We start from the raw sequence: 23,110 nt of genomic DNA on the forward strand, positions 1-23,110 counted from the left end.
AGGGGTCTCTTCCGCGCCGCTACTCACACTCCCCGAGGAACCCGAGGTAGCAGACGGCCTCGTGCATGACGGCGGCTTCGTAGTCGTTGTTCGAGACCTGTCGCGTCGCGGTCTCGGGCGTGCGTGTGAGGTGGCCGAAGTCGCCGAGTGAGGCGACGACCGAGCCTTCGGAGTCCTCCGCGCGCATGCGGTCGATCTCGGCGCGATGCTGACCGCAGAGCGTCGCCGCTGCAGGGACGAGCTCGACGCCGGCGCAGGCTCCCGCGTACTGGGCCTCCATCGCGTCGATGCAGTCGCCCCAGTCCTGATCGACGACGCACGGGCTCACGCCGTCGTCCGTCACGAGGTAGAGGCCGGTCTCGTATTCTTCGCTGTGGAACGTCTCGGGCTTCTCCGGAGAATCGACCTTCGTCCAGTGCCGGGCGGTGGTGAACGCGACGATCACGACGATGACGGCGATCAGCAGCAGCGCTCCCACGATCGACAGAGTCACCCAGAGCCCGACTCGACTCTTCTTCTGCGGGGCGCCGGGGGCGCCGGCGGCGGCGGCGTACGGTGCAGGTCCTGGTGGCGTGCCGCCGTAGGCCGGGGGAGCGGAGGCGAAGGCGGCCGTCTGCGCGAAGTCGTGTCCGCCGAGCGGCATCGTCTCCGCGGTTGCGAGGGCGTCCGGAGCCGGGAACACGCCTGTCGGAGGGGCTGGCTGCGCAGTCACTGCGAGCCAGTACTCGTACCAGCTCTGGGTGGCCTGCTGGTCGGCTGCGACCTGCTGCGCTTCGGCATCCGTGAGCTGGATGCCCAGTCCCTGCCGGGAGTCGGCGTCGAGCAGCGACGAACGGAATTCTTCGAATGACAGGGCCATGCTCGCGATGATGGCAGATACCCGGGTCGTCGGACAATCCGTATCCGGTCCTGCGATGTCCGCGGCGTCCGGAAGAATGTCGAGGTGATCGGTATGAAGAGCTTCTGGAACGCCCTGCCCACCGAGGGGCGCTGGCTGCTGTCGACGGTCGCGATCCAGACGCTCGGGCGGGGCATGACCCTGCCCTTCACGATCATCTACTTCCACGAGGTGCGCGGCTTCGACCTCGGCGTCTCGGGGGCGCTGATGAGTCTCATCGCGATCACCGGCCTGATCGTGACGGGTCCGGGCGGAACGCTCATCGACCGCTTCGGCGCGCGGCGGGTGCTCATCGTCGGACTGCTGTCCATGATCGCCGGGTGCACGCTCCTCGCTTTCGCCACACACCCCGCTGTCGCCGCTGTCGCCGTCATGCTCATCGGCGTCAACTTCGGTGTCTCCTGGCCCGGGTTCAACGCCCTCATCGCCACCGTGGTGGAGGGTGAGGTGCGTCAGCAGTACTTCGGCGTCAACTTCGCTCTGGTCAACCTCGGCATCGGCGTCGGCGGGGTGATCGGCGGATTCTTCGTCGACGTGACGGATCCCACGACCTTCACGACGATCTTCCTGATCGACGCCGCGAGCGGTCTGATCCCGTTGGCGCTGGTGCTCGGCCCGCTTCGGCACGTGCGAACCCAGCACGAGGCCGAGGCCGATGCTCCTCCTGTCGGCGGCTACCGGGAGATCCTGCGTCGCCCGGCCGTGTTGTGGCTGACCCTTCTCACGTTCTTGTCGGTGTTCATCGGGTACGGGCAGATGGAGGCCGGCTTCCCGGCTTTCGCTCGGCAGGTGTCCGAGGTCTCGACGCAGGTCGTCGGCCTCTCGTTCGCCGTGAACACCGCCGTGATCGTGCTCTTGCAGTTCGCCGTCCTCAGGCTCATCTCCGGCAAGCGGCGAACGAGAGTCATGCAGGTGATGGCTCTCATCTGGGCGTTGTCGTGGGTGCTGCTCGGGGCGACGGGCTTCCTGCCGGGCACCCTGGCCGCAGCCGTCGGCGTGATCGCCTATATGGGGGTCTTCGCGTTCGGCGAGACGATGCTGCAGCCCACTGTCCCCGCGATCTACAACGACCTCGCTTCGGACCGTACGCGAGGCCGGTACAACGCGATCAACTCCGCGGCCTTCCAGGGCGGTGCGATCCTGGGGCCACTGGTTGCGGGTGTCATGCTGGGCGGAGGACTGGACGCCTGGTTCATCGGCCTCATGATCGCGGGCAGTCTGGCCGTCGGCGTGCTCGCGATCGCGCTCGAGCGGGTCGTCACCCCTCACGCCAACGGTGTGACCGACATCCATCGAACGGGGGAGGACGGCGCGGTGCGCACGCAATAGGCTCCGAGCATGGCATTGGAGTCTCTCTTCTTACGGCTCGACCGGATCGCAGGCGGGCGGCAGGCGGGTGTCGCGATCAGTGAGGCCGACCGCAGGCACCCCAAGACCGTCCGCGCATTCACCTGGATCCTCTGGCTCCTCGTGGTCGAGCTGATCATCGGGGTCGGTGCCGTCGTCGTCGCTCTGGTGCTGGCGGTCGACGGTGAGTCGGTCTCGTTCGCCGTCTGGATGCGCACACTGGTCGTGCTCGCGATGACCGCCACGCTGTTCTACTTCGCCTGGCGCGCGCAACGCGGGTGGCGGTGGGCTTATCAGCGTCTGCGGCTCTTCGCACAGATCTTCCCCGTCATCACGCTCGTCATGGCCGCGATCCCCGGCCTCTATCCGCTGTGGATGGTGTCGGAGCAGATCGTGTTCAGCCTGATCATGATCGGCATCGCCGACTTCCTGACGAGCGACCACATGCGCAGCACCTTCGCGGCGCCCCGCGCTGAGCCCGACGGGGAATAGCACGCCGGTACCCCGTGGCGCCACTCCCTTCCACTGATCTTCGCGGCCGGGCATCCTCTTTCGAAGACAGTCGAGGGAGGCAGCACGATGGCAAGACTCATCCGGGTAGTTCCGGGGCAGGATCCGGGCTTCCGGCGCGTGCGATCGGGGTCGGGCTTCCGCTATGTCGATCCGGAGGGGATCGCCGCACCCGAGGCTGATCAGGAGCGGATCCACGACCTCGTGATCCCTCCCGCCTGGCACGATGTGTGGATCGCGGCGGATCCGCTCGCGCACATCCAGGCCGTGGGCATCGACGGTGCGGGGCGCAAGCAGTACCTTTACCATCCACTGTGGCGGGTGTCCCGTGATCGTCGAAAGTTCGTGCGGGCACTCGATCTCGCAGCGGCCCTTCCCCGCGCCAGGGCTCAGGTCACTCGTGCACTCGCCCAGGAGGGGCAGACGAAGGAGCGCGCCCTCGCCATCGCCTTCCGCCTTCTCGACGACGCGGCGCTCCGCATCGGGTCGGAGCGGTATCTGGTGCGGCACGGCAGTCGCGGTCTCACGACCCTTCGACGGCGGGACGTGCGGGTGGAGGGCGATGAGCTGGCGTTGTCGTTCCCCGCCAAGAGCGGCCGCACGGCGTCGATCGAGATCACAGACGCGGCACTCGCCGAAGCACTTGCAGACTTCGCCGCAGGAAAGTCCGGAGCATTCCTCCTCGCCTATCGCCGGGGTCGTCGGCGGGTGCGCATCACCCCGGTGGAGGTCAACACGTATCTGGGAGAGGTCACGGGCGCATCGTTCACGGCGAAGGACTTCCGAACGTTGCACGGGACGATCATCGCCGCCGACGCTCTAGCTCGGATCGGCGAGCTCGACAGTCGCAACCACCGGAGCCAGGCCGAGCGCTTGGCCGTGCAGGCGGCGGCGACGGCGCTCGGCAACACGACCGCGGTCGCTCGCGGTAGCTACATAGACCCGCGTGTCTTCGGCCAGTATGCCCGCGGACGCACGCTCGATCTGACCGTCACACCGGAGACGGCCATCCGTCGGCTTCTCGGTGGCCCGGAGATCTCGCGGAAGGTCAGCCGGCGAGCTGCAGCCAGACGACGGCGATGAGCATCGGGACGAGTGGCGTGGCCACCGCGGCGACCACCGGCCACCACCGCACGCGGGTGTCGACCCGACGCGCTCGATCGGCAAGCGTGTCGCCATCGCGGCGGTAGGTCGCAGGGTCGAGAGGCTCAGCAGCCTCGTCGCGGTACAACAGGGTGCGACGACCGAAGCGGTCGTAGAGCGCGGCGATCACGGCGATGAAGCTGCGCAACTCTGCCTCGTCGGTCAGGTCGACGGCTGAGAAGTACACGTGCAGGGTGCTGTCGACGATCTCCAGATCGAGGTCGGCGCTTTCGTCGAGGAGAATGACCATCAGGTCGGGCGTGAGCACGTAGAGCGCGTCGGTCTCGTAGCCGGTCGGCACCGAGACATCGAAGACGTCGCTGAAGTCGCCCTCCAGCCGGAGCCGGGATCTGCCGTTCGGACGGCGGGGGAGCACGCTGAGCGCTCCGCCGCCGCGCCGGAACGGAGCGTGATCCGCGGAGCCTCGGAAGGCAGCGGTATCCGGACTGCTCGCACGGTGTGCATCGTCGCGCCCTCGCGATCGCCGACGACGAAGGTGCGCTCGACGCTGTCGAAGGGGAGATCGCACTGCAAGGCATCGAGATGATCCCTGGCCGTGCGGCTTCCGCGATCGATCTGCTCGTCGATGGAGCCGCCCCATATGCGATCGCCGATGTCCGCTCGGTATGCCCAGCCGAGTGCCTCGGCGACGGAGATGAGAGCGGCGCGCCGCCGAAGATGTCGGCGGACGGTGATCGTCGAGGAGATGACCAGCGCCGCTCCGAGGAGTATCGCACCCACCTGGGCGAGTCCGAGGGCGGGGCCTGTCAGGCCGAATCCCACCGGCAACAGGTAGAAGGCCAGGAGGCCCGCGATCCCGAGGAACGTCACGGATGCGGCGACGAGGAGCACGCCGCCCCGCATGCGCTCCCCAGCATGCGGGGCGGTCGTGTTCTCCGACAGCATCGGCACAGGTCAGGGCTTGTACACGATGGCGATGTTCAGCTGGCCGGCGTCCCGGACCCACGCGAGCCATCGCGGCACGCCCGTGCTGGTCAGCCGCTGGATCGGGATGACGTAGATGCCCTGCTCGGGGCGGCTCAGTGCTCGGAACTCGGGCTTCTTCGAGATCCAGATGGCGTCCCCTCCATCCCAGGGCTCGAGGCAGGTGTACACATAGCCATGCGCGCGCAGGTTGACGCGGTCGGCGAGGGCGTCCGCCTGCTCCCGGAGTTCCGAGAGGATGTCTGCGGGGACGGTCCCATCGATTGTGAAGGCCGCGACGTCGTACACGTTGCCTTCGCCGTAGTCCCTCGTGGTGAGCAACGTCAGCTCGGTGACCCCCTTGTCGGAGGCGCGGGTCCACAGGGCATGGGAGTTCTTGGCGCGCTTGTTCATCAGGAACCCGCCGAAGTTGACCTTCTGGAATGAGAAGTCGTCGAGTTTCGCGGCGATCTCGGCGCGTGACGTCATGGGTGTCTCTCCTTGTCCGGGAGGTCGGGCGGCCTCTCCGTCGAGTGAGCCTAGGTGCCTGCAGCGTGAGCCCGTCCGAGCCCGAACGAGCCCGAACGGTCCCGCATTCATTGCTGTGATCGGGTGCCATAGGCTCGACTCATGCCCGGCCCGCGCACCCTCGACGAGCTCTGCCTGGGGCTCGGAGGGATGCGCTCGAATGCGGGATCTCCGTCGTACGCCGAGATCGCGCGTCGGATAGGCCGCGTGCGCGACGGCGCAGAGCCGCCGAAGGTGACCGTCTACGATTGCTTCCGCCCCGGTCGACGACGGGTAGACGATCGTCTCATCGGTGACATCGTGCGGGTCCTCGGCGGCGACGAGGCCGAGGCCGACCGTTGGCGCGAGAGCGCCCGCGTGCTCAGCGGCGAGAGATCGGGAGTGCATATCGAGGTGACTCTCGGTCGTCGGAACACTCCTGGTGCGGAGACCGGGCGTGAAGACCTGCTCGCCGCCGTTCCTGACGCCGACGTACTCATCCTCACCGGCCTGCCGGGTGCGGGCAAGACGACCCTCGCATCGGCGCTGTCGGGGTCGGCGCCGGTGCTCACGGTGCACTTGCGCGAGTCCGATCCGGACCGTCCGCAGGCCGACCCGATCGACATCCTGCGGCGAATGCTGGGTGCGCTCGGCGTTCGCTCGCTTCCGTACGAGTTGCCCCGCCTGCGCGAGCGGTTGCAGAACGTCGCACATGGCATGACCGTGATCATCGAGGACGCGGGGGATCCTCGGCGTCTGGCCGCTCTGCTGGTTCCCGGTGTGCGCTTCATCGTCACGTCGCGCGTGGACCTCGCCGACCTGGAGCAGCGAGTACCGTCGGCGGATGCGCGCATGGTGAGGATCGTCGTCCCTCCGATGGCGAGTGATGATGCACTGCGCCTCCTTCGCAGCCTCCTGTCCGCCGGCGACGCTTCGTCCGGCAGCGTCGAGACAGCCCACGCACCCCGCACAGCCTCCACCTCCGAAACCGCCGAAGAGTTCGCCGTGCGCACGGACGCGCTCCGACGCATCGTCGCCGTCGGCGGGGGTCTTCCTCTCGACCTCGTGATGCTGGCCGGAATCGTGCAGGAGCACGAGGGCTGGTCCTTCCAGGACCTCGCGTCGCGTTTCGAACGCGAGCCTCGGGATGCGCGTATCCGTCCTGTGCTCGAAGCGGCGACGCGGTCGCTGCCCAACGGTGAGGCGGACCTGCTCGCGGATGCTGCGCTGCTCGATCGGGATGTCGACGAGAGCGTGCTCGTCGCCGCGGGTGGATCGGCTGCCGCGCGGAACCTGCGCCGGCTGAACGCCCGCCACCTGATCGAGCTGCGCGACGGACGCGTGCGGATGCACGACACCGTCTTCGCGTTCGCCGCGGAGCGCTCCCGGTCGCTGCGACCTTCGTCTGCCCGCAGAGGATTCGTGGGAAGGTCTGCGGATGCGGTGCTCGCCCGCATCGGCGACGACCCCGACTACGCTGCTCGTGAGGTGTCGACAGTGCTCGCGGTCGCGACGGCAGCTCGCGAGCACGGCCTCGACTCCGCGGCGGAGCAGCTTGCGATCGAGGCTCACTCCGCACTCTCGCGCTGGTCGCTCTGGAACGAGTCCCTGCGATTGCACGACCTCGCCGCGCGAGGGAAGGGCCTCGACCTCCTGCCGGACATCGCTCTCGGCGTCGCGCATTGCGCAGAGAAGCTCGGGCGCCTGGACGAGGCGCTGATCACGCTGCATCGTGTGCGACGGATAGCCACAGGCGCCTCGCTGGCCCGCACCTGGAACCAGATCGGAAATGTCCAGCGCTGGATGAGTCACCTGGATGAAGCCCTGGAATCGTATGAGCGCGCGATCGCACACGCGCGAGCCGCGGGCGACCGGGTCATCGAGGGGCGCGCGACCGGGAACCACGCTGACACCCTTCGCATCCTCGCCCGGTACCCGGAGGCGCTCGAGCGCTACGCCATCGCCCTGTCGATGGCGCGAGCAGAGGGCGACGAGCTGAACGTGGCTGTCATCCGGGGCAACCGGCCGCTACTACTCCTCGCAGTCGGGCGCCTCGACGATGCGGAGGCGGAGCTGCAGGAGCTGTTGGCGGAGTCTGGTGGCGAGTCGCTGCCTTTCGTTCGGCGCACGCTCGCCCTCGTCGCAGAAGCACGGGGCGACGACGTGCATGCTCGTGAGCTGTGTGCGATCGCGATGCAGACCCTGCAGATCGCAGGGGAGTTCGCGACGTCCGCCGACCTCGAGCTGCTCGACGCACGCATCGACGGAAGGACGGGGGAGTTCGCGAGGGCGAGAGCCTGCGCCGAACGAATCCTTCGGGAGGCGGAGCGTGCGGGATCGCCGCTGATCGCGACGGAGGCTGCGAATTCGCTGGCCGAGATCCTGGTGTCTGCAGCCGCTATGGACGCAGACGATGCGGCTGCGTTCCTGCAGGAGGCTCAGCAGCACGCGCAGGAGGCCCGGAGCATCGCGGAGGCGACCGGCGACCGTGCCGAGGTGGCACGAAGCGATGCGATCCTGGCGGCCGTCGCGGAAGCGTGCGACGACGCGGAAGCGGCACTCAGGCGCTCGGTGGCTTCCGCGCAGGTCTACGCCGAGATCGGTCACCGTCTCCAGATGGCGTGACCCGTTGCGAGTGGGGCAGTCGGTGCGGCCTCCGGATGCCAGGATGGACACATGGACACAGCCAACCTCACCCGCGAGGAGACCGCAGCGCGATCCGCCGCGGTCACCGTGCACCGCATCCGCGTCGAGCTCGACCTGACAGGCGCACCCGAGCGCGCACGCTCCGGCTTCCCGACTGTCACGACGCTCGAGTTCGATGCCACCGCCGACGCGACATGGCTCGACTTCATTGGCGAAGAGGTGCAGCGGGTCGTCGTGAACGGCGTCGATCAGGATGTCGTCTACGACGGCGCGCGGATCAGCCTCTCCGGTCTTGCTGCGTCCAACGTCGTCCGCGTCGAGGGGGTCGGGGCCTACAGCCGGTCGGGCGAGGGTCTGCACCGCTTCCACGACCCGGTCGATGAAGAGACGTACCTCTACACGCAGTACGAGCCGGCGGACTCGCGTCGGGTCATGGCGTGTTTCGAGCAGCCTGATATGAAGGCCGAGTACACCTTCGTCGTGGATGCACCGTCCGGGTGGGAGGTGCTCTCCAACCAGACGGCCGCGCACACCGATCTGGGTGTCGGGGTGCAGCGTGTGGAGTTCGCTCCGACACTGCCGATCTCGAGCTACATCACGGCTGTCGCCGCAGGACCGTACTCGCGCGTGGACGGAGAGTGGCAGCGGGGCGAGCAGAGCATCGCCCTCGGAGTGTTCGTCCGCCGATCGCTCGCACCGCACCTGGAGGCCGACGAGATCCTCGAGGTGACCCGGCAGGGACTCGACTTCTTCACGGACGCCTTCGCGTATCCGTATCCCTGGGGCAAGTACGACCAGATCTTCGTGCCCGAGTACAACCTCGGCGCGATGGAGAACCCGGGCCTCGTGACCTTCACCGAGGCCTACCTGTCCCGCGGGGCTGCGACCGATGCCCAGCGCGCGGCACGTGCCAACACGATCCTGCACGAGATGGCGCACATGTGGTTCGGCGACCTCGTCACGATGACCTGGTGGGATGGCCTCTGGCTCAAGGAGTCGTTCGCCGACTACATGGGTGCGCATGCGTCGGCCGTCGCCACCCGATTCCAGGACGCGTGGGTGAAGTTCGCCGCGAGCCGCAAGGCCTGGGCCTATCAGCAGGATCAGCTGCCGACGACCCACCCGATCGTGGCGGACATCACCGACCTCGAGGCCGCGAAGCTGAACTTCGACGGGATCACCTACGCCAAGGGCGCAGCCGTGCTGAAGCAGCTCGTCGCGTTCGTCGGCGATGAGGCGTTCTTCGAGGGTGCCCGCCGGTACTTCACCGCCAATGCGTTCGGGAACACGACGCTCGACGACTTCCTGGTGCAGTTGAGCGCTGTGTCGGGACGCGACATGAGCGACTGGTCCGCGGCCTGGCTGCAGACCTCAGGCGTTTCGACGCTGTGGACCGAGAACGATGCGGACGGCCGCCTCTTCCTCGTGCAGACGGATCCTCGTCCGCACCGGCTTCGCATCGGTCTGTACGAGCGGGTGGACGGCCGCATCGTCCGGCGTGATCAGCAGGAGCTCGACGTCGTCGGGGAGCGGACCGAGGTCGAGCTGCCCGAGGCCGATCTGGTGCTCCTCAACGACGACGATCTCACCTACGTGAAGGCGCGCCTCGATGAGCGCTCTCTGGCCACGGTCGAGCAGTCGCTGTCTTCCATCGATGATCCGCTGGCACGTGCACTCGTGTGGTCGTCGCTCTGGAACGCCACGCGGGACGGCGAGCTCGACGCCAGACGGTACCTCGCGATCGTGCGGGCGCACGCACCGGCGGAATCCAACATCGGGCTGCTGACCGGAGTCGTCGCGAACGCGCTCTACACGATCCGCCATTTCGTCGTCGATGCGGACCGTGCTGAGGAGCAGCGGAACTGGACCGACGCCGTCTGGGTCGCACTTCAGGCTGCCGATGCCGGCAGCGATGCTCAGCTTTCGTGGGCAAGGGCGTTCGCGACGGCATCCGCGTTCGATGATGCGCACCACGAGCACGCGCAGGCTCTGCTCGACGGCGTTGCGCCCGAGGGGCTCATCGTTGATCCCGATCTGCGTTGGCAGCTCCTGACGGCCCTCGTCACCACCGGGCATGCCGGCATGGTCGAGATCGCGGCCGAGCAGGACCGGGATGACACCGGAGACGGACGCACCGCCGCCAGACGGGCGCGCTCATCGCGTCCTGATCTGGACGTACGGCGTGAGGCGTGGGAATCCGCGTGGAATGACCTGTCGCTCAGCAACGACCATCTCGACGCCGAGATCAGCGGGTTCCGTGCCGGTGGACGCCGGGATCTGATCGATGGCTTCGATGACGAGTACTTCGTGCGGATCGATCAGGCCTGGAACGAGCGCAGCATCGAGATCGCGCGACGGCTGGTCATCGGGCTGTTCCCTTCGACTGACTCCCTGGAGCCCGTCGACGCGTGGCTGGCAGGCCACCAGGCTGCTCCCGCCGCGCTGAGGAGGCTCGTCATCGAGCAGCGGGATCACCTCGAGCGTGAGCTCCGGGTTCGAGCCGCGCAGGGCTAGGCCGGCGCGACCTGCATCCCCATGACCGTGCGCACGATCCACGGGTGCGCGCGGTCATCGTCGATGTGGGTCATGCCGAGGTTCTCGGCGACGGCGCGCGAGGCGTCGTTGTCGGGGTGGATGATCGCCGTGAGCAGCGTCGGCGCGAACTCCCGCGCGACGAGGTCGACGCAGGCTCGTGCGGCCTCGGTCGCATATCCTCGGCGCTGCATCTCGCGCCGCACGTGATAGCCGACCTCCATCACCGGAACGTCGTTCACCGACTGCCAGGTCAGGCCGCAGTCGCCGACGAAGACGCCGTCATGCGTCTCGATGATCCAGAGTCCGTGCCCGTGCTGCTCGTATCGCTCCTGCATGCGCGCGATCCACTCCGCACTCTCTTCGCGGGTCTTCGGAGCCGGGTAGAAGGCCATGACCTGAGGGTCGCCGAGCAGATCAGCCATCAGGTCCAGGTCGTCGGCGGTCATCTCCCGGAACGTCAACCGTTCGGTCGGCGACGGGAGGAGGCGATGCGGTTCCCCGCTCACAGGTCGAGGGACTCGCCGGGCTCCAGCGTGAAGAATTCCCCGCCGCCCTGCTCGGTCGCCCACTGCAGGCGCTGACGGTGCATGTTCCTGCCGATCACCGACAGCGTCATGTCGTGTGTGCCGAAGGCGCGACGTGGTGCGACGGCGAGCACGTAATCCATCGCCTCGCCGATCTTCAGCCACGGGGCGCCGAGTGGCGCTGCGAGGGTGCCGACCTCTACGCCCTCGGGGACGGCGTAGGAGTCGCCGGGGTAGTAGAGCTCGTCGTTCACGAGCACTCCGACGTTCTCGACCGTCGGGAGAGAGGAGTGGATGACCTCGTGAGTGCCGCCGAAGAATCGCAGGGCGAATCCACCGACCTCGACGGTGTCGCCGGGGGCGACGACGGTGATGTCATATTCGGCTGCGGCTCGTGCCACTCCCGAAGGAGCGTAGATCGGCGTTCCCGGTGCGGCACGCAGGAATCGATCGAGGTGGTCGGGCGTCCAGTGGTCCGGATGCTCGTGCGTGATGACCACACCGACGAGGTCTTCGAGGTCGTCCAGAGGTGTTGTGAAGGAGCCCGGATCGATCAGAAGGGTCTTCCCGTTCGCATCGAGGCGGAGGGCGGCATGTTCGAACTTGGTGACGCGCATGAGGAGAGTCAACTCCTTCATGTGCTCCACGGCAAACGGATTCCGCCCGCCACGCCCGGGCGTCAGGATGAGGTGGCATCGATTTGGCGGAGTGAGAATCGTCATGGCATACTTGAACGGTTGTCGCGCGACGGAAACGTTTCGCCAGACGGCCCCATCGTATAGCGGCCTAGTACGCTGCCCTCTCACGGCGGTAACGCGGGTTCGAATCCCGCTGGGGTCACACAACACGAGAAAGCCTCCGGTTCGCCGGGGGCTTTCTCGCTTTTCCGGCCATTTCTTGCGCTTCAGGCTCAGTCGACCGGTCGCAGCGACATCGCCCGGAAGGTCGCGTTGCTCAGCGGCAGGATCATCAGCGCCATCATCGCGCCGCCGAACAGTGCGAACGGCACCCAGAGGGCTGCGGCGGATGCGAGTGCGCCGAACCCCGCCATCGCGAGGGGCATCAAGCAGTCATCGCCGAGGCGCGTGAGGGAGCCCATGCGGCCGAGATAGGCGGTGTCGACGGTCGCTGAGAAGGTCGCGCTCAGCAGCACCGACGCGTATCCGGCCGTCGCCCCGATGATGAACGCCGCTGCAGCAACGGTCCACGCCGGTCCGAAGCCGAGCGCGACGATCCCGGCGCCCTGGATCACGAGAGCCCAGAAGCCGGCGCGCGCCTCGTGACGCGGCCGCCACTTCGCCACGGAGATGGCCCCCAGCGCCGCACCGAGGCCGAGCAACGCCTCGAAGAGGCCGACAGCCTGTGCGCCCCATCCCTCGGCATGGGCGCGGAGTGCGAGCCCGATTCCGACGGCGGGCCCGACGGCGAGGTTCAACCCCGACAGAGCGATCACGAGCGTGCGGGTCGTGGGGTTCGATGAGAGGTGGGCGAAGCCCTGCGCGATCCCTCGCAGCGCTGTCTTCTTGTCTGCACGAGCGAGGCGGAATCGTGGACGCAGCCAGATCGCGATGAAGGCGACCACCAGCGTGAAGGTCAGCGCGTTCACCGTGGCGCTGCCGACGAGGCCGGCGTGCGCCACGATCACCCCGCCGATCGCTGCGCCGCCCATCGTGCCGAGGCGCGAGGCCGTCTGTGCCGCGGCGCCGTAGGAGGGGAGGTCTTCGGCCCTGACCAGCTGTCGGGCGATGGTCCCGGCTGAGGGCTCGTAGAACGCGTCGCACACGCCGAATGCGATCGCGGCGAACAGCAGCACTGCGACCGAGGGCGGAGTCGCGAGTACCCACACCGCGACAGCGACCAGCACGCAGACCCGGAGCACGTTGAACACCAGCATGATCCGGCGGGCATTCGCGCGGTCGGCGAGTACGCCGCCGAAGAGCAGGATCACCGCGCGGGGAACCGTTCCCGCCGCGACGATCAGTCCGGCGATGGCGGGGGATGCAACCTGCACGGCGGTCCAGGCGAGGGCGATCGTCCACAATGCGTCACCGGCATCGGAGAGCGCTTTGACGCCGATCCAGGCATGCACCAGGCGGTCACGGCGGAATGAAGGAGGTGCGACGATCTCGACGGGTTCGTTGACGGTGGCCATCATGGCACCGTGGGAAAGGCGTGTGCGAACACGAAGATGGGAGCGCGGTCCTGGCCATCGTCGAGGTCGATGCCGTCCTGCCACTCGCGGATCGTCCCAAGGATCCGCGCGGAGAGATCCCGCAGTTCATCGGGCGAGGCCCATGCTGTGGTCTCGGTGTTCGAGCCGTCGTAGTCGGCATATGCGGGGTCATGCCTGCCGCGATGCCAGCGTTGAAGCCTATCGATCTGCATCCGGATGCCCTGCCGCTGGGCCTCTCTCGCGAGCAGGGCGTCGGCGGGGGAGTCGGCATAGTCGTCGGTCGACCACGTCAGCCCGCGGCGTGCCGCTTTCCACCAGCTGGTGCGCTTGTCACCCGTCGGGTCCGGGGCGCGCTCCACGACGCCGGCACGCTCGAGCATCCGAAGATGATGGCTGATGCTGCCGACCTGGCTGTCGAGCGCGCGCGCGATCGCGGTGACCTGCGCGGTGCCGTACAGGAGCAGGTAGTCGTAGATGCGTCGGCGCAGCGGATGGTGCACGGCGGTGATCACGGAGATGTCTTCCACGGAAGATGACGCTAATCGCGCGATGCGAGGCGCACAAGGTTTCTTGTATACCCCGGGAAATCAAAGAAAAGGCTCACCCGGCATGCTCCGGGCGAGCCGATTCGTGTGCGGTGCGGTCAGCTCTCGTCTGGGCTCTTCTCCGCCGACGATGCGCGGGCGACGCGTCGGTTCCGACGCGTCCGGCGGATGACCCAGATGATGAAGACGACGGCGCCCGCGATGGCGAGCCAGGGGAGGATGAAGCCGAGGGCGATGACGAGAGCGTTCATTGACACCACCAGGCCGTTCCATCCCGCCAGCAGGCCGTCGCCGAAGCCCGCCGGGTCGGCGGTTGTCGGTGTGCTCGCCTTCGTCAGCTGCACCTGCAGCGACGACATGGCGACCTGATCGTCGAGCGCTGCGAGCTGCTGCTCGTACGACTCGAGCTGGGCCTGACGGTCGGTGAGGGCCACCTCCGCCTCGATGAGCTCGGAGACGCTTCCCGACTGCGCCATGAGCTGCGTGAGCCGCTCCACGGATGCCTTCGTGGAGTCGACGCGGGCCTGCAGGTCGATCGCGACGGAGGTCACGTCCTGCTTCGAGGTAGACGAGGACAGCACTTCTCCGGTGTCGCCGAGCGCGGCGATCACCTCAGGCAGGTCGGCGGAAGGCACCCGGACCCCGATCCAGCCGTATGCCGAGTCGCCGGGGACGGGCTCGGAGGTGCCGTCGACGGCGACCGTCTTCCCGATCTCGGTGCTCTCGACGTAGCCGCCGTGCTCCTCCGCGAGCGCTGCTATCGCTGCGGACGCGTCAGGGATGCTCGTGACCTGCACCGTCGCCTGCGCGGTCGCGATGATCTCGCGATCGCTGTCCGACACCGCTGTGCCCGGCAGCATCTCGCCGCTCACATCGGAGCTCAGAGCGCCGTCCGGAAGCGATTCCGGGGTCACTCCCGTGATTCTCTCGGGCGACGAGGGCGCGGAATCCGCAACGGATCCGCCCTGCGTGTTCAGGCCATCGGCCGTCACCGAGGAAGAACCGCCAACCGCTCCGAGGATCGGCGGTGTCACGAGTACGCCGATAACGAAAGCGGCAGCGATGCCGCCGCCGGTCAGCCAGCGTCGACGGCGGGTGTGAGACTTCGCCTCGGCCGGGGGTGCGGTCGCGGGTGCTCGTTCCGTCGCGATCTCTGCGAAGACCGATTCCTCGATGCGCGCGATGGTCTCGTCGGAAAGCTCGGGCAGGTCGCCGGGGCTGGTCTGGTCGTTCATGCGTCTCTCTCTTCCTTCACGGCGTCGCGCAGCTGGGTGCGCACTCGAGAGAGACGGTTCCGGACGACCGCATGGGTCACGCCGAGTTCTTCGGCTGCCGCCTGATAGGCGTAGCCCTCCGACGCGCACAGACGGAAGATCTCACGGTCGAGTTCGTTCAAGGTGCCCACCTCCGCAGCGATCCGCGCGGCCAGCTCCGCCGTGATGACCTGTTCCTCGACGCTGATCGTGTCCGGCAGCAGGGCCTCATCGACGGCCTCGGCCGTGTGCGCCTGATCCCGTCGACGCTGGCGAAGCCGGTTCGCGGCTTGGAATCGGCAGATCGTGGCCAACCACGGCAGGATCGATTCACCCTGGAGCTCGAGGGCGGGAAGCTTTCGCCAGGCGACGACGAACGTCTCCTGGGTCACGTCTTCCGCATCTGCCGGCGATGCGAGGATGCCCTGCGCGATCCAGTACACAGGTCGCACGTGTGCGCGGTACAGTTCGCGGAAGGCGTTCTCGTCGCCGGCCGCGGCCTGCGCCGCCCACTTCTGGTCACTTGTCTGCAGGGGCATCCTGATTCCGTTCGGTGTCTCTCACAGGGAAAGTGTCGATGGATGCCCCATCGTCTCAGATCCGTAAGGAACAACTGTTCCCTGTGTCGTCACGGCTCCGGTAGCATTGCCCGGGCGAGAGGGAGTATCCCGAATCCGCGCGTAACGTCATCACGAGCACCGTCATCGCTGCTCCGGGCGCGCGCCGCACATCTGTGCGGGGGAGAGACTTTCGACTCATTCCCGACCCCTCCGCGAAAGGTGCAGTGCGCCCTTGGAAATTCCTGTCTGGTTCGAGATCACCTCGATGGTCGTCCTCACGATCATCCTGATCGGTGATCTGCTCCTCATCCGGCTGCGGCCGCACATCCCATCCACCAAGGAGTCCACTCTCTGGGTGGTGTTCTACGTCGGACTCGCCCTGCTGTTCGCGGTACTCCTCGGCAACGTCGGCGGCTGGCAGAACGCGGGCGACTTCGTCACCGGCTGGGCGCTGGAATACAGCCTGTCGATCGACAACCTGTTCGTTTTCGTCCTGATCATGGCCCAGTTCGCCGTGCCACGTCGTCTGCAGCAGCAGGTGCTCATGGTCGGCATCATCATCGCCCTCGTCCTGCGCGGGCTGTTCATCCTCGCCGGCGTCGCGATCGTCGAGAACTTCTCGCCGATCTTCTACATCTTCGGCGCCTTCCTCATCTGGACGGCGATCCGTCAGGCGATGCCGGACGGCGATCACGAGGGCGAGGTGCAGCGCGAGAACTTCATCGTCCGGCTGCTGCGTCGCCGGGTCGACATCAGTGAGACCTACGACGGATCGAAGATCCGCACCACGGTCGACGGCAAGCGCATGTGGACACCCATGGTGATCGTCTTCATCACGATCGGTGTGACCGACCTGATCTTCGCGATCGACTCGATCCCCGCGATCTTCGAGATCACCACGAACGGCTTCCTCGTCTTCGCAGCCAACATCTTCGCGCTGATGGGTCTTCGCCAGCTGTACTTCCTGCTCGGCGACCTGCTCGACCGCCTGCGCTACCTGCACTACGGCATCGCCGTCATCCTCGGCTTCATCGGCATCAAGCTGATCCTGCACGCCCTGCACGTCAACGAGCTGCCGTTCATCAACGGCGGCGAGCACGTCGAGTGGGTGCCCGACATCAGCAACATGGTCTCGCTCGGAGTGATCCTGGCATCGATGACCATCGCGACGGTGGCGAGCCTCATCGCCTCCTCGCGCGAGAAGCGCGCGAAGACGAAGGCCGCGATCAGCGAATAGTCGTGCAGCGGACCTGCGCCCGGATCAGAACTGGCGCAGGTTCGCCTGCAGGCCGCCCTCTGCGTACTCGCGACGGAGGATTCCGCGGCGGCGCAGGACCGGTACGAGCTCGTCGAGCGTCCGGTGCAACGTCACGGGGTGGAAGTCGCCCCACAGCAGGACCCCGTCGTTGCCCCAGTCGCCGAGCTCTTCGATCAGGTCCGCGAACTCCTCGGCCGTGCCGACGAAGCCGCTGCGATCCGTGATCCGTCCCGCACGGGCGAGTGCCGTCAGGTGTGCGCGCAGGGGAGCGCCGTCGCCCCGGTCGCCGATCAGGCGCTGGATGCTTCCGCGAGAGACATGGGCGCCGAAGATCGAGAGATCGAGCGGCTTGTCGAGATCGAGAGAGGTCAGATCGGTCTCGAGGTCGCTGGACTGCTTCCGAGCGATCTGCACGAGCGCGGCATCGTCGGGGTGAGCGGAAGCCGCCACGATCCGGTCGGCCTCCTCGCTGGATGCGGTGATGACGGGCTGGATGGCGAAGAGGATCTTGATGTCCTCAGGGCGCCGACCCTCGGCGATCGCCGCAGCGTGCACCTTGGCGCGGTAGTCGCGCACGGACTTCTCGTTCAACGGGGCCAGCGCGAGCTGCACATCCGAGTTCGCACCGGCGAACCCGAGCCCGCGTCCCGAGCCGCCGGGGGAGACGATCGCGGGATCCCCGCCGGAGAAGGGTACGGCGTTCAGCGGGCCGTCGAAGGAGAAGTACTCGCCGCGGTGCTCGACCGCTCGCAGTCGGGTGCCGTCCGCGAAGACGTCGGTCGCCCGATCGGCAAGGAGCGCACCGTCGTCCCAGCTGCGCCAGAGGTCGCGGATGCCGGCGAGCCATTCCTCGGCGCGGTCGTAGGCCTCGTCGTGTCCGAGCTGCGGCGCGGCGGAGAAGTGGCGGGCGCTCCCGGTGTCGGTGACGACGTTGAGGCCCAGTCGATGTCCGCTGAGATGCTGCAGAGTCGCGAACTGGCGGGCGGCCGTATAGGGGAGGTAGGCGGCGGGATTGACGGTCGGCACCACGCCGAGATGCGTGGTCGCCTGGAAGAGATAGGGGGCGAGGAGAAGCGGATCGTGTTTCGGGCCGCCGAACGCATGGCGGACCCGCAGGTCGATCGTCGACGGCGACCCGAGCGACGGCGCATCCTCGATGATCACGAGGTCGAACCCGGCCTGCTCGAGCGTGCGGGCGGCGTCTCGATAGATCTCGGGGCGTGTCCAGTCATAGTCCCAGTCGAGGGCTGGATAGCCCCATCCCTGCGGACCGAAGCCGCGGGCGAGGAACCAGCCGAAGTGCTGGGGGCGGCTCATGCCACCGTCTCCCGCACGGCCTCGAGCACGTGGGAGAGGTCGGCGAGAAGGTCATCGACGTCTTCGATGCCGATCGAGAGCCGCAGCGTGCCGGGGTGCACGCCGAGGGCTTCGCGCTCCTCCTCGGTCCGCTGCGCGTGACTCGTCGTCCCCGGATGCAGCACGAGGGAACGCACATCGCCGATGTGGGTCATGTGGGTGAAGACCTGCACGTGCTCGACGAATCGGCGCGCGGCCGGGAGACCACCACGAAGGGTGAAGGTGAAGATCGAGCCGAATCCGCCGCCGAGGTACCGCCTTCCGAGCTCGTGGTCGGGGTGCGAGGTGAGGCCGACGTAGTCCACGCCCTCGACCTCCTCGTGCTGCTCCAGCCACTGGGCGATCCGGAGGGCGTTCTGAGACTGCCGCTCGACGCGGAGGCTGAGCGTCTCCACACCCTGTCCGATGAGGAAGGCGTTGAGCGGTGAGGGAGACGCGCCGAATCGAGGGGCCACGGACTCCCGGGCGTAGGCGATCCGGGCCCGACCTCCATGACGGGCGAACACGCTGGGCGCGTCCCCTCGTCCGGGGAGTACGAGATGCGGCGCGTTGTGTCCGGCGTGCTCGGCGTCGAAGCGACCGTCGTCGACGATCACACCGCCGAGCACGGATCCGTGTCCGGCGAGGAACTTCGACGCGGAGTGGACGACGATCGCCGCGCCGTGCTCGATCGGACGCAGCAACGCCGGCGTCGCGAGCGTGTTGTCGATGATCAGCGGGATGGCGAACTCGTCGCCGATGTCGCTGATGGCGCGGATGTCCAGCACATCGTTTCGTGCATTGGCGAGGGATTCGGCGAACAGAGCGCGGGTGTTCGGGCGGATGGCCGCGCGCCAGGCATCCGGATCGGAGATGTCGTCGACGAACGTCGCCTCGATGTCGAGCCTGGCGAGGTTGTCGAGGAAGAGTCCCCGTGTGCCTTCGTAGATGTGGGTCGAGGAGACGATGTGATCGCCTGCGCCGGCGACGGTGAGCAGTGCGGTGGCGACCGCCGCCTGTCCGCTGGCGACGAGGACGGCATCCGCACCGGATTCCAGGGCGGCGAGCTGGCGCTCCACAGCTCGAACGGTGGGGTTGCCGGTGCGCGTGTACCCGAAGCCGGCACCGGTGCTGAAGTGATCGGCGGCGTGGTCGAAGTCGTCGAACTCGAAGCCCGCCGTCAGATAGATCGGTGTCGCGCGCGAGGCAGCCGTCTCGCGGCTTCTCGCTGCATGGACCGCACGGGTGGCGAAACGGGCGGTGTCGACGGTCATGCGTTGCCTCTCGGTCGTTCTGGTGCTCAACAGAGTGTCATGACGGGTCGGAGCATGTCCGAGCGGTGGTAATCTGGCGTCATGCGGACCGTGAACCTTCTTCTTAGGCGCCGCGACGAGACCTCGTTCTGAGCCCCTCCTCGTCGCGGAGTCCATCGTGGGCCGAACCGCCAGCCACAGGAGACACGCAATGAACACCCCCGCAAACGGTGCCGATTCCGCACGCCGCAGGACCCTCGCCGAGAAGGTCTGGGACGACCACCTCGTCGTCAAGGGTGAGAACGGCGAACCCGACCTCATCTACATCGACCTGCACCTCGTGCACGAGGTCACCAGCCCGCAGGCCTTCGATGGTCTTCGCAGCGAAGGACGGCCGCTCCGCCGCGTCGACCTCACGATCGCGACCGAGGACCACAACACCCCGACGCTGGAGATCCACAAGCCGATCGCAGACCTCACCAGCCGCACGCAGATCGAGACGCTGCGCCGCAACGCCGCCGAGTTCGGTGTGCGCCTGCACTCGCTGGGCGATGCCGAGCAGGGGATCGTGCACGTGGTCGGTCCTCAGCTCGGCCTGACCATGCCCGGCATCACGGTCGTCTGCGGCGATTCGCACACTTCGACCCACGGTGCGTTCGGAGCGATGGCGTTCGGCATCGGAACGAGTGAGGTCGAGCACGTCATGGCCACGCAGACGCTCCCGCTCAAGCCGTTCAAGACGATGGCGATCAACGTCGACGGAACCCTGCGCCCCGGAGTGACCGCGAAAGACATCATCCTCGCCGTGATCGCCAAGATCACCACCGGCGGAGGACAGGGGTATGTGCTGGAGTTCCGTGGCAGTGCGATCCGAGCGCTGTCGATGGAAGGTCGCATGACGATCTGCAACATGTCGATCGAGGCCGGAGCTCGTGCCGGTATGGTCGCACCGGACGAGACCACGTTCGAGTACCTCAAGGGCCGTCCGCATGCGCCCAAGGGACAGGACTGGGACGACGCGGTCGCATACTGGCGCACGCTGCCGACCGATGACGGCGCGGAGTTCGACGCCGAGGTGTTCATCGACGCGGACGAGCTCGAGCCGTTCGTGACGTGGGGCACGAACCCCGGTCAGGGCAGCTCGTTGTCTGCGTCGGTGCCGAACCCGGTCGAGATCGAAGACCCGAACGAACGCGCAGCCGCAGAGCGCGCACTCGAGTACATGGACCTCACTCCGGGCACACCTCTCAAGGAGGTACCGGTGGATGCGGTCTTCATGGGCTCCTGCACGAACAGCCGCATCGAAGACCTGCGAGCCTTCGCCTCCATCATCCAGGGCAAGCAGAAGGCCGATGGTGTGCGTGTCATGGTGGTTCCCGGCTCCGCGCGAGTGCGCCTGGAGGCCGAGGCCGAGGGCCTCGACAAGATCATCAAGGACTTCGGAGCGGAGTGGCGATTCGCCGGCTGCTCGATGTGTCTCGGCATGAACCCCGACCAGCTCGCACCGGGTGAGCGCTGCGCCTCCACCTCGAATCGCAACTTCGAAGGCCGGCAGGGCAAGGGCGGGCGCACGCATCTGGTCTCTCCGCTCGTCGCAGCAGCGACGGCCATCCGCGGCACATTGTCGAGTCCGAGCGATCTGCTCGTCGAGGAAGGGGTCTGACCATGGAGAAGTTCATCACTCACACGGGCATCGCGGCACCGCTGAAGCGCTCGAACGTCGACACCGACCAGATCATCCCCGCGGTCTTCCTGAAGCGGGTCACCAAGACGGGCTTCGAGGATGCACTCTTTCACGGGTGGCGTCAGGACCCGGATTTCGTGCTCAACCAGGAGCCGTTCATCGGCGCGTCGGTCCTGGTCGCCGGTCCCGACTTCGGCACCGGATCCAGCCGTGAGCACGCTGTCTGGGCGCTCCGCGACTTCGGGTTCGCCGTCGTCCTGAGCCCGCGATTCGCCGACATCTTCCGCGGAAACTCGGGGAAACAGGGCCTGTTGGCTGCGACGATCTCAGAAGAGGACCTGGAGCGGATCTGGGCCGAGATCGACGCGAACCCCGGTGCGAACATCACGGTTGACCTCGAGGCTCGGACGGCATCGATCGGTGACGTCCAGGCCGAGATCGGGATCGACGATTACACTAGATGGCGGCTCCTCGAAGGGCTCGATGACATCGGGCTCACACTGCGCAACGAAGACAAGATCGCGCAGTTCGAGGCCCGTCGCGAGTCGTGGCGGCCCCGGACCCTTCCCGTTCAGTAGACGGTCGGGGGCGGGAAGCCAGGGGGCAACCCGCCCCCGAAATCCGTTAATGAAGTGAGGCTCCGAATGACGACACCTGTGCGCGACGCTCTTCCGGACGGAGTCCCTGCCCTCACCGGAGACGTCCTCGCCATTCGAGGCGGACGTGCGCTCCGAGGTCGCGTCGATGTCAAGGGTGCGAAGAACCTGGCCACCAAGGCCATGGTCGCCTCACTGCTCGGTGAGACCGTGAGCACTCTGCGCGACGTGCCGGCGATCAGTGATGTCGCCGTCGTGCGCTCGCTGCTCGAGGTGCACGGCGTCCGCGTCTCCGAGGGCGACGAGCCCGGTGCGCTGGTCTTCGACCCGAGCGACGTCGAATCCGCCCACTTCGAGGAGATCGACGCCCATGCCGGTGCGTCCCGCATCCCGATCCTCTTCTGCGGTCCGCTGCTCCACCGCCTCGGTCAGGCGTTCATCCCCGATCTCGGCGGATGCCGCATCGGCGACCGCCCGATCGACTTCCACCTGGACGCGCTGCGCAAGTTCGGCGCCATCGTCGAGAAGCTTCCCAGCGGTATCCGCCTCTCGACGGGCGGTGGACGCCTGCACGGTGCCAACATCCACCTCCCGTACCCGAGCGTTGGTGCGACGGAGCAGGTGCTCCTGACCGCCGTCCGCGCCGAGGGCGTCACCGAACTGCGCAACGCCGCCATCGAGCCCGAGATCATGGACCTGATCGCCGTCCTGCAGAAGATGGGCGCGATCATCTCCTACGAGCCGAACCGCGTCATCGTCATCGAAGGTGTCGAGACGCTCCGCGGCTACGACCACCGATCGATCTTCGACCGCAACGAGGCGGCATCCTGGGCTTCGGCCGCGCTGGCCACCGACGGCGAGATCTTCGTCGGCGGAGCCAAGCAGCAGGAGATGCTGACGTTCCTCAACGTCTTCCGCAAGGCGGGCGGCTGGTTCGACATCCAGGAAGACGGCATCCTCTTCCGCCGTGACGGAGAGATCAAGCCTGTCGTCATCGAGACCGATGTGCACCCCGGCTTCATGACCGACTGGCAGCAGCCCCTGGTGGTCGCACTGACCCAGGCGCATGGTCGCTCGGTCGTGCACGAGACCGTCTACGAGAACCGGTTGGGTTTCACTGATGCTCTGGTCAAGATGGGCGCCGACATCGTCGTGCACCCGCGCGGCCTGCAGGACGGACCCCGTCGCGTTCCCCGTCGTGACCTCGAGCAGGCTGCGGTCATCACCGGTCCGACGCCGTTGCACGGTGCCGACATCGTGGTGCCCGACCTGCGTGGCGGTTACAGCCACGTCATCGCGGCGTTGACGGCAACGGGTGAGTCGAAGGTGTCCGGTGTCGACATCCTCAGCCGAGGGTACGAGAAGTTCCTCGCCAAGCTCGACGCGCTCGGTGCCGACTTCGACGTCATTCGGTGAGCC

General features: G+C 67.3%; 21 protein-coding genes and 1 tRNA gene. 10 read left to right on the forward strand and 12 right to left on the reverse strand.

What is annotated here, in order from left to right; genetic code table 11:
- Nucleotides 1-19: 19 nt before the first annotated feature.
- Complete coding sequence (locus CQ040_RS01025) at nt 20-859, reverse strand: hypothetical protein (protein ID WP_105525491.1); 840 nt, start codon at nt 857-859, stop codon at nt 20-22.
- 93 nt (nt 860-952) lie between these two features.
- Here CQ040_RS01025 and CQ040_RS01030 point away from each other — a divergent pair, with 93 nt between their 5' ends.
- From CQ040_RS01030 to CQ040_RS01040, 3 genes are all read left to right on the forward strand, one after another.
- The gene (locus CQ040_RS01030; protein WP_105525490.1) at nt 953-2,227 is read left to right on the forward strand and encodes an MFS transporter; all 1,275 of its coding nucleotides are present in this window, start codon (nt 953-955) and stop codon (nt 2,225-2,227) included.
- A 9-nt stretch (nt 2,228-2,236) separates the two neighbouring features.
- Nucleotides 2,237-2,737 (forward strand): hypothetical protein, encoded by a 501-nt coding sequence (locus tag CQ040_RS01035; protein WP_028502722.1) that lies wholly within the window; start codon nt 2,237-2,239, stop codon nt 2,735-2,737.
- Between the two features lie 87 nt (nt 2,738-2,824).
- Complete coding sequence (locus CQ040_RS01040; RefSeq protein ID WP_105525489.1) at nt 2,825-3,838, forward strand: DNA topoisomerase IB; 1,014 nt, start codon at nt 2,825-2,827, stop codon at nt 3,836-3,838.
- Here CQ040_RS01040 and CQ040_RS20950 read toward each other — a convergent pair.
- From CQ040_RS20950 to CQ040_RS01050, 3 genes are read right to left on the reverse strand one after another with little or no spacing between them, the layout of a single operon-like run.
- Nucleotides 3,804-4,199 carry a hypothetical protein gene (locus tag CQ040_RS20950; protein WP_258131199.1) on the reverse strand — a complete coding sequence of 132 codons (396 nt, stop codon included), beginning with the start codon at nt 4,197-4,199 and terminating at the stop codon, nt 3,804-3,806. The genes CQ040_RS01040 and CQ040_RS20950 overlap by 35 nt on opposite strands.
- The gene (locus CQ040_RS01045) at nt 4,148-4,804 is read right to left on the reverse strand and encodes a hypothetical protein (protein WP_258131198.1); all 657 of its coding nucleotides are present in this window, start codon (nt 4,802-4,804) and stop codon (nt 4,148-4,150) included. The genes CQ040_RS20950 and CQ040_RS01045 overlap by 52 nt, the downstream gene beginning before the upstream one ends.
- Nucleotides 4,805-4,813: 9 nt before the next feature.
- A complete protein-coding gene (locus CQ040_RS01050; protein WP_105525488.1) occupies nt 4,814-5,311 on the reverse strand; it encodes a hypothetical protein in 498 nt (165 codons plus the stop codon).
- 141 nt (nt 5,312-5,452) lie between these two features.
- On the opposite strand from CQ040_RS01050, the gene CQ040_RS01055 reads away from it, so the two are divergent.
- Both CQ040_RS01055 and pepN read left to right on the forward strand, forming a co-directional pair.
- Nucleotides 5,453-7,954, forward strand: a complete 2,502-nt coding sequence (locus CQ040_RS01055) for a tetratricopeptide repeat protein (RefSeq protein ID WP_105525487.1) — start codon at nt 5,453-5,455, stop codon at nt 7,952-7,954.
- A 51-nt stretch (nt 7,955-8,005) separates the two neighbouring features.
- A complete protein-coding gene (pepN, locus tag CQ040_RS01060; protein ID WP_105525486.1) occupies nt 8,006-10,489 on the forward strand; it encodes an aminopeptidase N in 2,484 nt (827 codons plus the stop codon).
- Here the strand turns inward: pepN and CQ040_RS01065 are convergent.
- Nucleotides 10,486-10,956 carry a GNAT family N-acetyltransferase gene (locus CQ040_RS01065; RefSeq protein ID WP_105525672.1) on the reverse strand — a complete coding sequence of 157 codons (471 nt, stop codon included), beginning with the start codon at nt 10,954-10,956 and terminating at the stop codon, nt 10,486-10,488. The two genes, pepN and CQ040_RS01065, sit on opposite strands and share 4 nt — an antisense overlap.
- Before the next feature lie 56 nt (nt 10,957-11,012).
- The gene (locus CQ040_RS01070; RefSeq protein WP_105525671.1) at nt 11,013-11,651 is read right to left on the reverse strand and encodes an MBL fold metallo-hydrolase; all 639 of its coding nucleotides are present in this window, start codon (nt 11,649-11,651) and stop codon (nt 11,013-11,015) included.
- Nucleotides 11,652-11,801: 150 nt separating this feature from the next.
- On the opposite strand from CQ040_RS01070, the gene CQ040_RS01075 reads away from it, so the two are divergent.
- Nucleotides 11,802-11,874 (forward strand) — tRNA-Glu (locus CQ040_RS01075).
- A gap of 70 nt (nt 11,875-11,944) precedes the next feature.
- Here CQ040_RS01075 and CQ040_RS01080 read toward each other — a convergent pair.
- The 4 genes from CQ040_RS01080 to CQ040_RS01095 form a co-directional block, all read right to left on the reverse strand.
- Nucleotides 11,945-13,186, reverse strand: coding sequence for an MFS transporter (locus CQ040_RS01080; protein WP_105525485.1), 1,242 nt, complete (start codon nt 13,184-13,186; stop codon nt 11,945-11,947).
- Entirely contained in the window at nt 13,186-13,734 is a 549-nt protein-coding gene (locus CQ040_RS01085; RefSeq protein WP_105525484.1) for a helix-turn-helix domain-containing protein, read from the reverse strand. The genes CQ040_RS01080 and CQ040_RS01085 overlap by 1 nt, the downstream gene beginning before the upstream one ends.
- Nucleotides 13,735-13,850: 116 nt before the next feature.
- The gene (locus tag CQ040_RS01090) at nt 13,851-14,987 is read right to left on the reverse strand and encodes a DUF4349 domain-containing protein (RefSeq protein ID WP_105525483.1); all 1,137 of its coding nucleotides are present in this window, start codon (nt 14,985-14,987) and stop codon (nt 13,851-13,853) included.
- Nucleotides 14,984-15,544: an RNA polymerase sigma factor gene (locus CQ040_RS01095; protein WP_105525482.1), complete on the reverse strand. Its 561-nt coding sequence runs from the start codon at nt 15,542-15,544 to the stop codon at nt 14,984-14,986. The genes CQ040_RS01090 and CQ040_RS01095 overlap by 4 nt, the downstream gene beginning before the upstream one ends.
- A 253-nt stretch (nt 15,545-15,797) precedes the next feature.
- Here CQ040_RS01095 and CQ040_RS01100 point away from each other — a divergent pair, with 253 nt between their 5' ends.
- The gene (locus CQ040_RS01100) at nt 15,798-16,802 is read left to right on the forward strand and encodes a TerC/Alx family metal homeostasis membrane protein (RefSeq protein WP_028502710.1); all 1,005 of its coding nucleotides are present in this window, start codon (nt 15,798-15,800) and stop codon (nt 16,800-16,802) included.
- 24 nt (nt 16,803-16,826) lie between these two features.
- Here the strand turns inward: CQ040_RS01100 and CQ040_RS01105 are convergent, their stop codons facing one another.
- Together CQ040_RS01105 and CQ040_RS01110 are read right to left on the reverse strand one after the other, a co-directional pair.
- Nucleotides 16,827-18,140 carry an LLM class flavin-dependent oxidoreductase gene (locus CQ040_RS01105; RefSeq protein ID WP_105525481.1) on the reverse strand — a complete coding sequence of 438 codons (1,314 nt, stop codon included), beginning with the start codon at nt 18,138-18,140 and terminating at the stop codon, nt 16,827-16,829.
- Nucleotides 18,137-19,432: an O-acetylhomoserine aminocarboxypropyltransferase/cysteine synthase family protein gene (locus CQ040_RS01110; protein ID WP_105525480.1), complete on the reverse strand. Its 1,296-nt coding sequence runs from the start codon at nt 19,430-19,432 to the stop codon at nt 18,137-18,139. Before CQ040_RS01110 ends, CQ040_RS01105 begins: the two co-directional genes overlap by 4 nt.
- 190 nt (nt 19,433-19,622) lie before the next feature.
- Here CQ040_RS01110 and leuC point away from each other — a divergent pair, with 190 nt between their 5' ends.
- The 3 genes from leuC to murA all read left to right on the forward strand — a co-directional run bounded on the left by leuC (nt 19,623) and on the right by murA (nt 23,107).
- Nucleotides 19,623-21,074, forward strand: a complete 1,452-nt coding sequence (gene leuC / locus CQ040_RS01115; protein ID WP_028502707.1) for a 3-isopropylmalate dehydratase large subunit — start codon at nt 19,623-19,625, stop codon at nt 21,072-21,074.
- Between the two features lie 2 nt (nt 21,075-21,076).
- A complete protein-coding gene (gene leuD / locus CQ040_RS01120) occupies nt 21,077-21,673 on the forward strand; it encodes a 3-isopropylmalate dehydratase small subunit (RefSeq protein ID WP_105525479.1) in 597 nt (198 codons plus the stop codon).
- Nucleotides 21,674-21,739: 66 nt separating this feature from the next.
- Nucleotides 21,740-23,107, forward strand: a complete 1,368-nt coding sequence (gene murA, locus CQ040_RS01125; RefSeq protein ID WP_028502705.1) for a UDP-N-acetylglucosamine 1-carboxyvinyltransferase — start codon at nt 21,740-21,742, stop codon at nt 23,105-23,107.
- Nucleotides 23,108-23,110: the final 3 nt, after the last annotated feature.

Origin of the sequence: Microbacterium sp. MYb54 (genome assembly GCF_002979515.1) — a bacterium.
Lineage (GTDB): Bacteria > Actinomycetota > Actinomycetes > Actinomycetales > Microbacteriaceae > Microbacterium.

Excerpts from the sequence above, each read along its gene's own strand:
- CQ040_RS01055 (WP_105525487.1), top strand. The coding sequence starts at position 5,453 with ATGCCCGGCCCGCGCACCCTCGACGAGCTCTGCCTGGGGCTCGGAGGG.
- CQ040_RS01025 (WP_105525491.1), bottom strand. The coding sequence starts at position 859 with ATGGCCCTGTCATTCGAAGAATTCCGTTCGTCGCTGCTCGACGCCGAC.
- CQ040_RS01050 (WP_105525488.1), bottom strand. The coding sequence starts at position 5,311 with ATGACGTCACGCGCCGAGATCGCCGCGAAACTCGACGACTTCTCATTC.
- CQ040_RS01070 (WP_105525671.1), bottom strand. The coding sequence starts at position 11,651 with ATGCGCGTCACCAAGTTCGAACATGCCGCCCTCCGCCTCGATGCGAAC.
- CQ040_RS01045 (WP_258131198.1), bottom strand. The coding sequence starts at position 4,804 with ATGCTGTCGGAGAACACGACCGCCCCGCATGCTGGGGAGCGCATGCGG.
- leuC (WP_028502707.1), top strand. The coding sequence starts at position 19,623 with ATGAACACCCCCGCAAACGGTGCCGATTCCGCACGCCGCAGGACCCTC.
- CQ040_RS01095 (WP_105525482.1), bottom strand. The coding sequence starts at position 15,544 with ATGCCCCTGCAGACAAGTGACCAGAAGTGGGCGGCGCAGGCCGCGGCC.
- CQ040_RS01110 (WP_105525480.1), bottom strand. The coding sequence starts at position 19,432 with ATGACCGTCGACACCGCCCGTTTCGCCACCCGTGCGGTCCATGCAGCG.
- CQ040_RS01105 (WP_105525481.1), bottom strand. The coding sequence starts at position 18,140 with ATGAGCCGCCCCCAGCACTTCGGCTGGTTCCTCGCCCGCGGCTTCGGT.
- CQ040_RS01065 (WP_105525672.1), bottom strand. The coding sequence starts at position 10,956 with ATGACCGCCGACGACCTGGACCTGATGGCTGATCTGCTCGGCGACCCT.
- CQ040_RS01080 (WP_105525485.1), bottom strand. The coding sequence starts at position 13,186 with ATGGCCACCGTCAACGAACCCGTCGAGATCGTCGCACCTCCTTCATTC.
- CQ040_RS01090 (WP_105525483.1), bottom strand. The coding sequence starts at position 14,987 with ATGAACGACCAGACCAGCCCCGGCGACCTGCCCGAGCTTTCCGACGAG.
- CQ040_RS01030 (WP_105525490.1), top strand. The coding sequence starts at position 953 with ATGAAGAGCTTCTGGAACGCCCTGCCCACCGAGGGGCGCTGGCTGCTG.
- murA (WP_028502705.1), top strand. The coding sequence starts at position 21,740 with ATGACGACACCTGTGCGCGACGCTCTTCCGGACGGAGTCCCTGCCCTC.
- leuD (WP_105525479.1), top strand. The coding sequence starts at position 21,077 with ATGGAGAAGTTCATCACTCACACGGGCATCGCGGCACCGCTGAAGCGC.
- pepN (WP_105525486.1), top strand. The coding sequence starts at position 8,006 with ATGGACACAGCCAACCTCACCCGCGAGGAGACCGCAGCGCGATCCGCC.
- CQ040_RS01035 (WP_028502722.1), top strand. The coding sequence starts at position 2,237 with ATGGCATTGGAGTCTCTCTTCTTACGGCTCGACCGGATCGCAGGCGGG.
- CQ040_RS01040 (WP_105525489.1), top strand. The coding sequence starts at position 2,825 with ATGGCAAGACTCATCCGGGTAGTTCCGGGGCAGGATCCGGGCTTCCGG.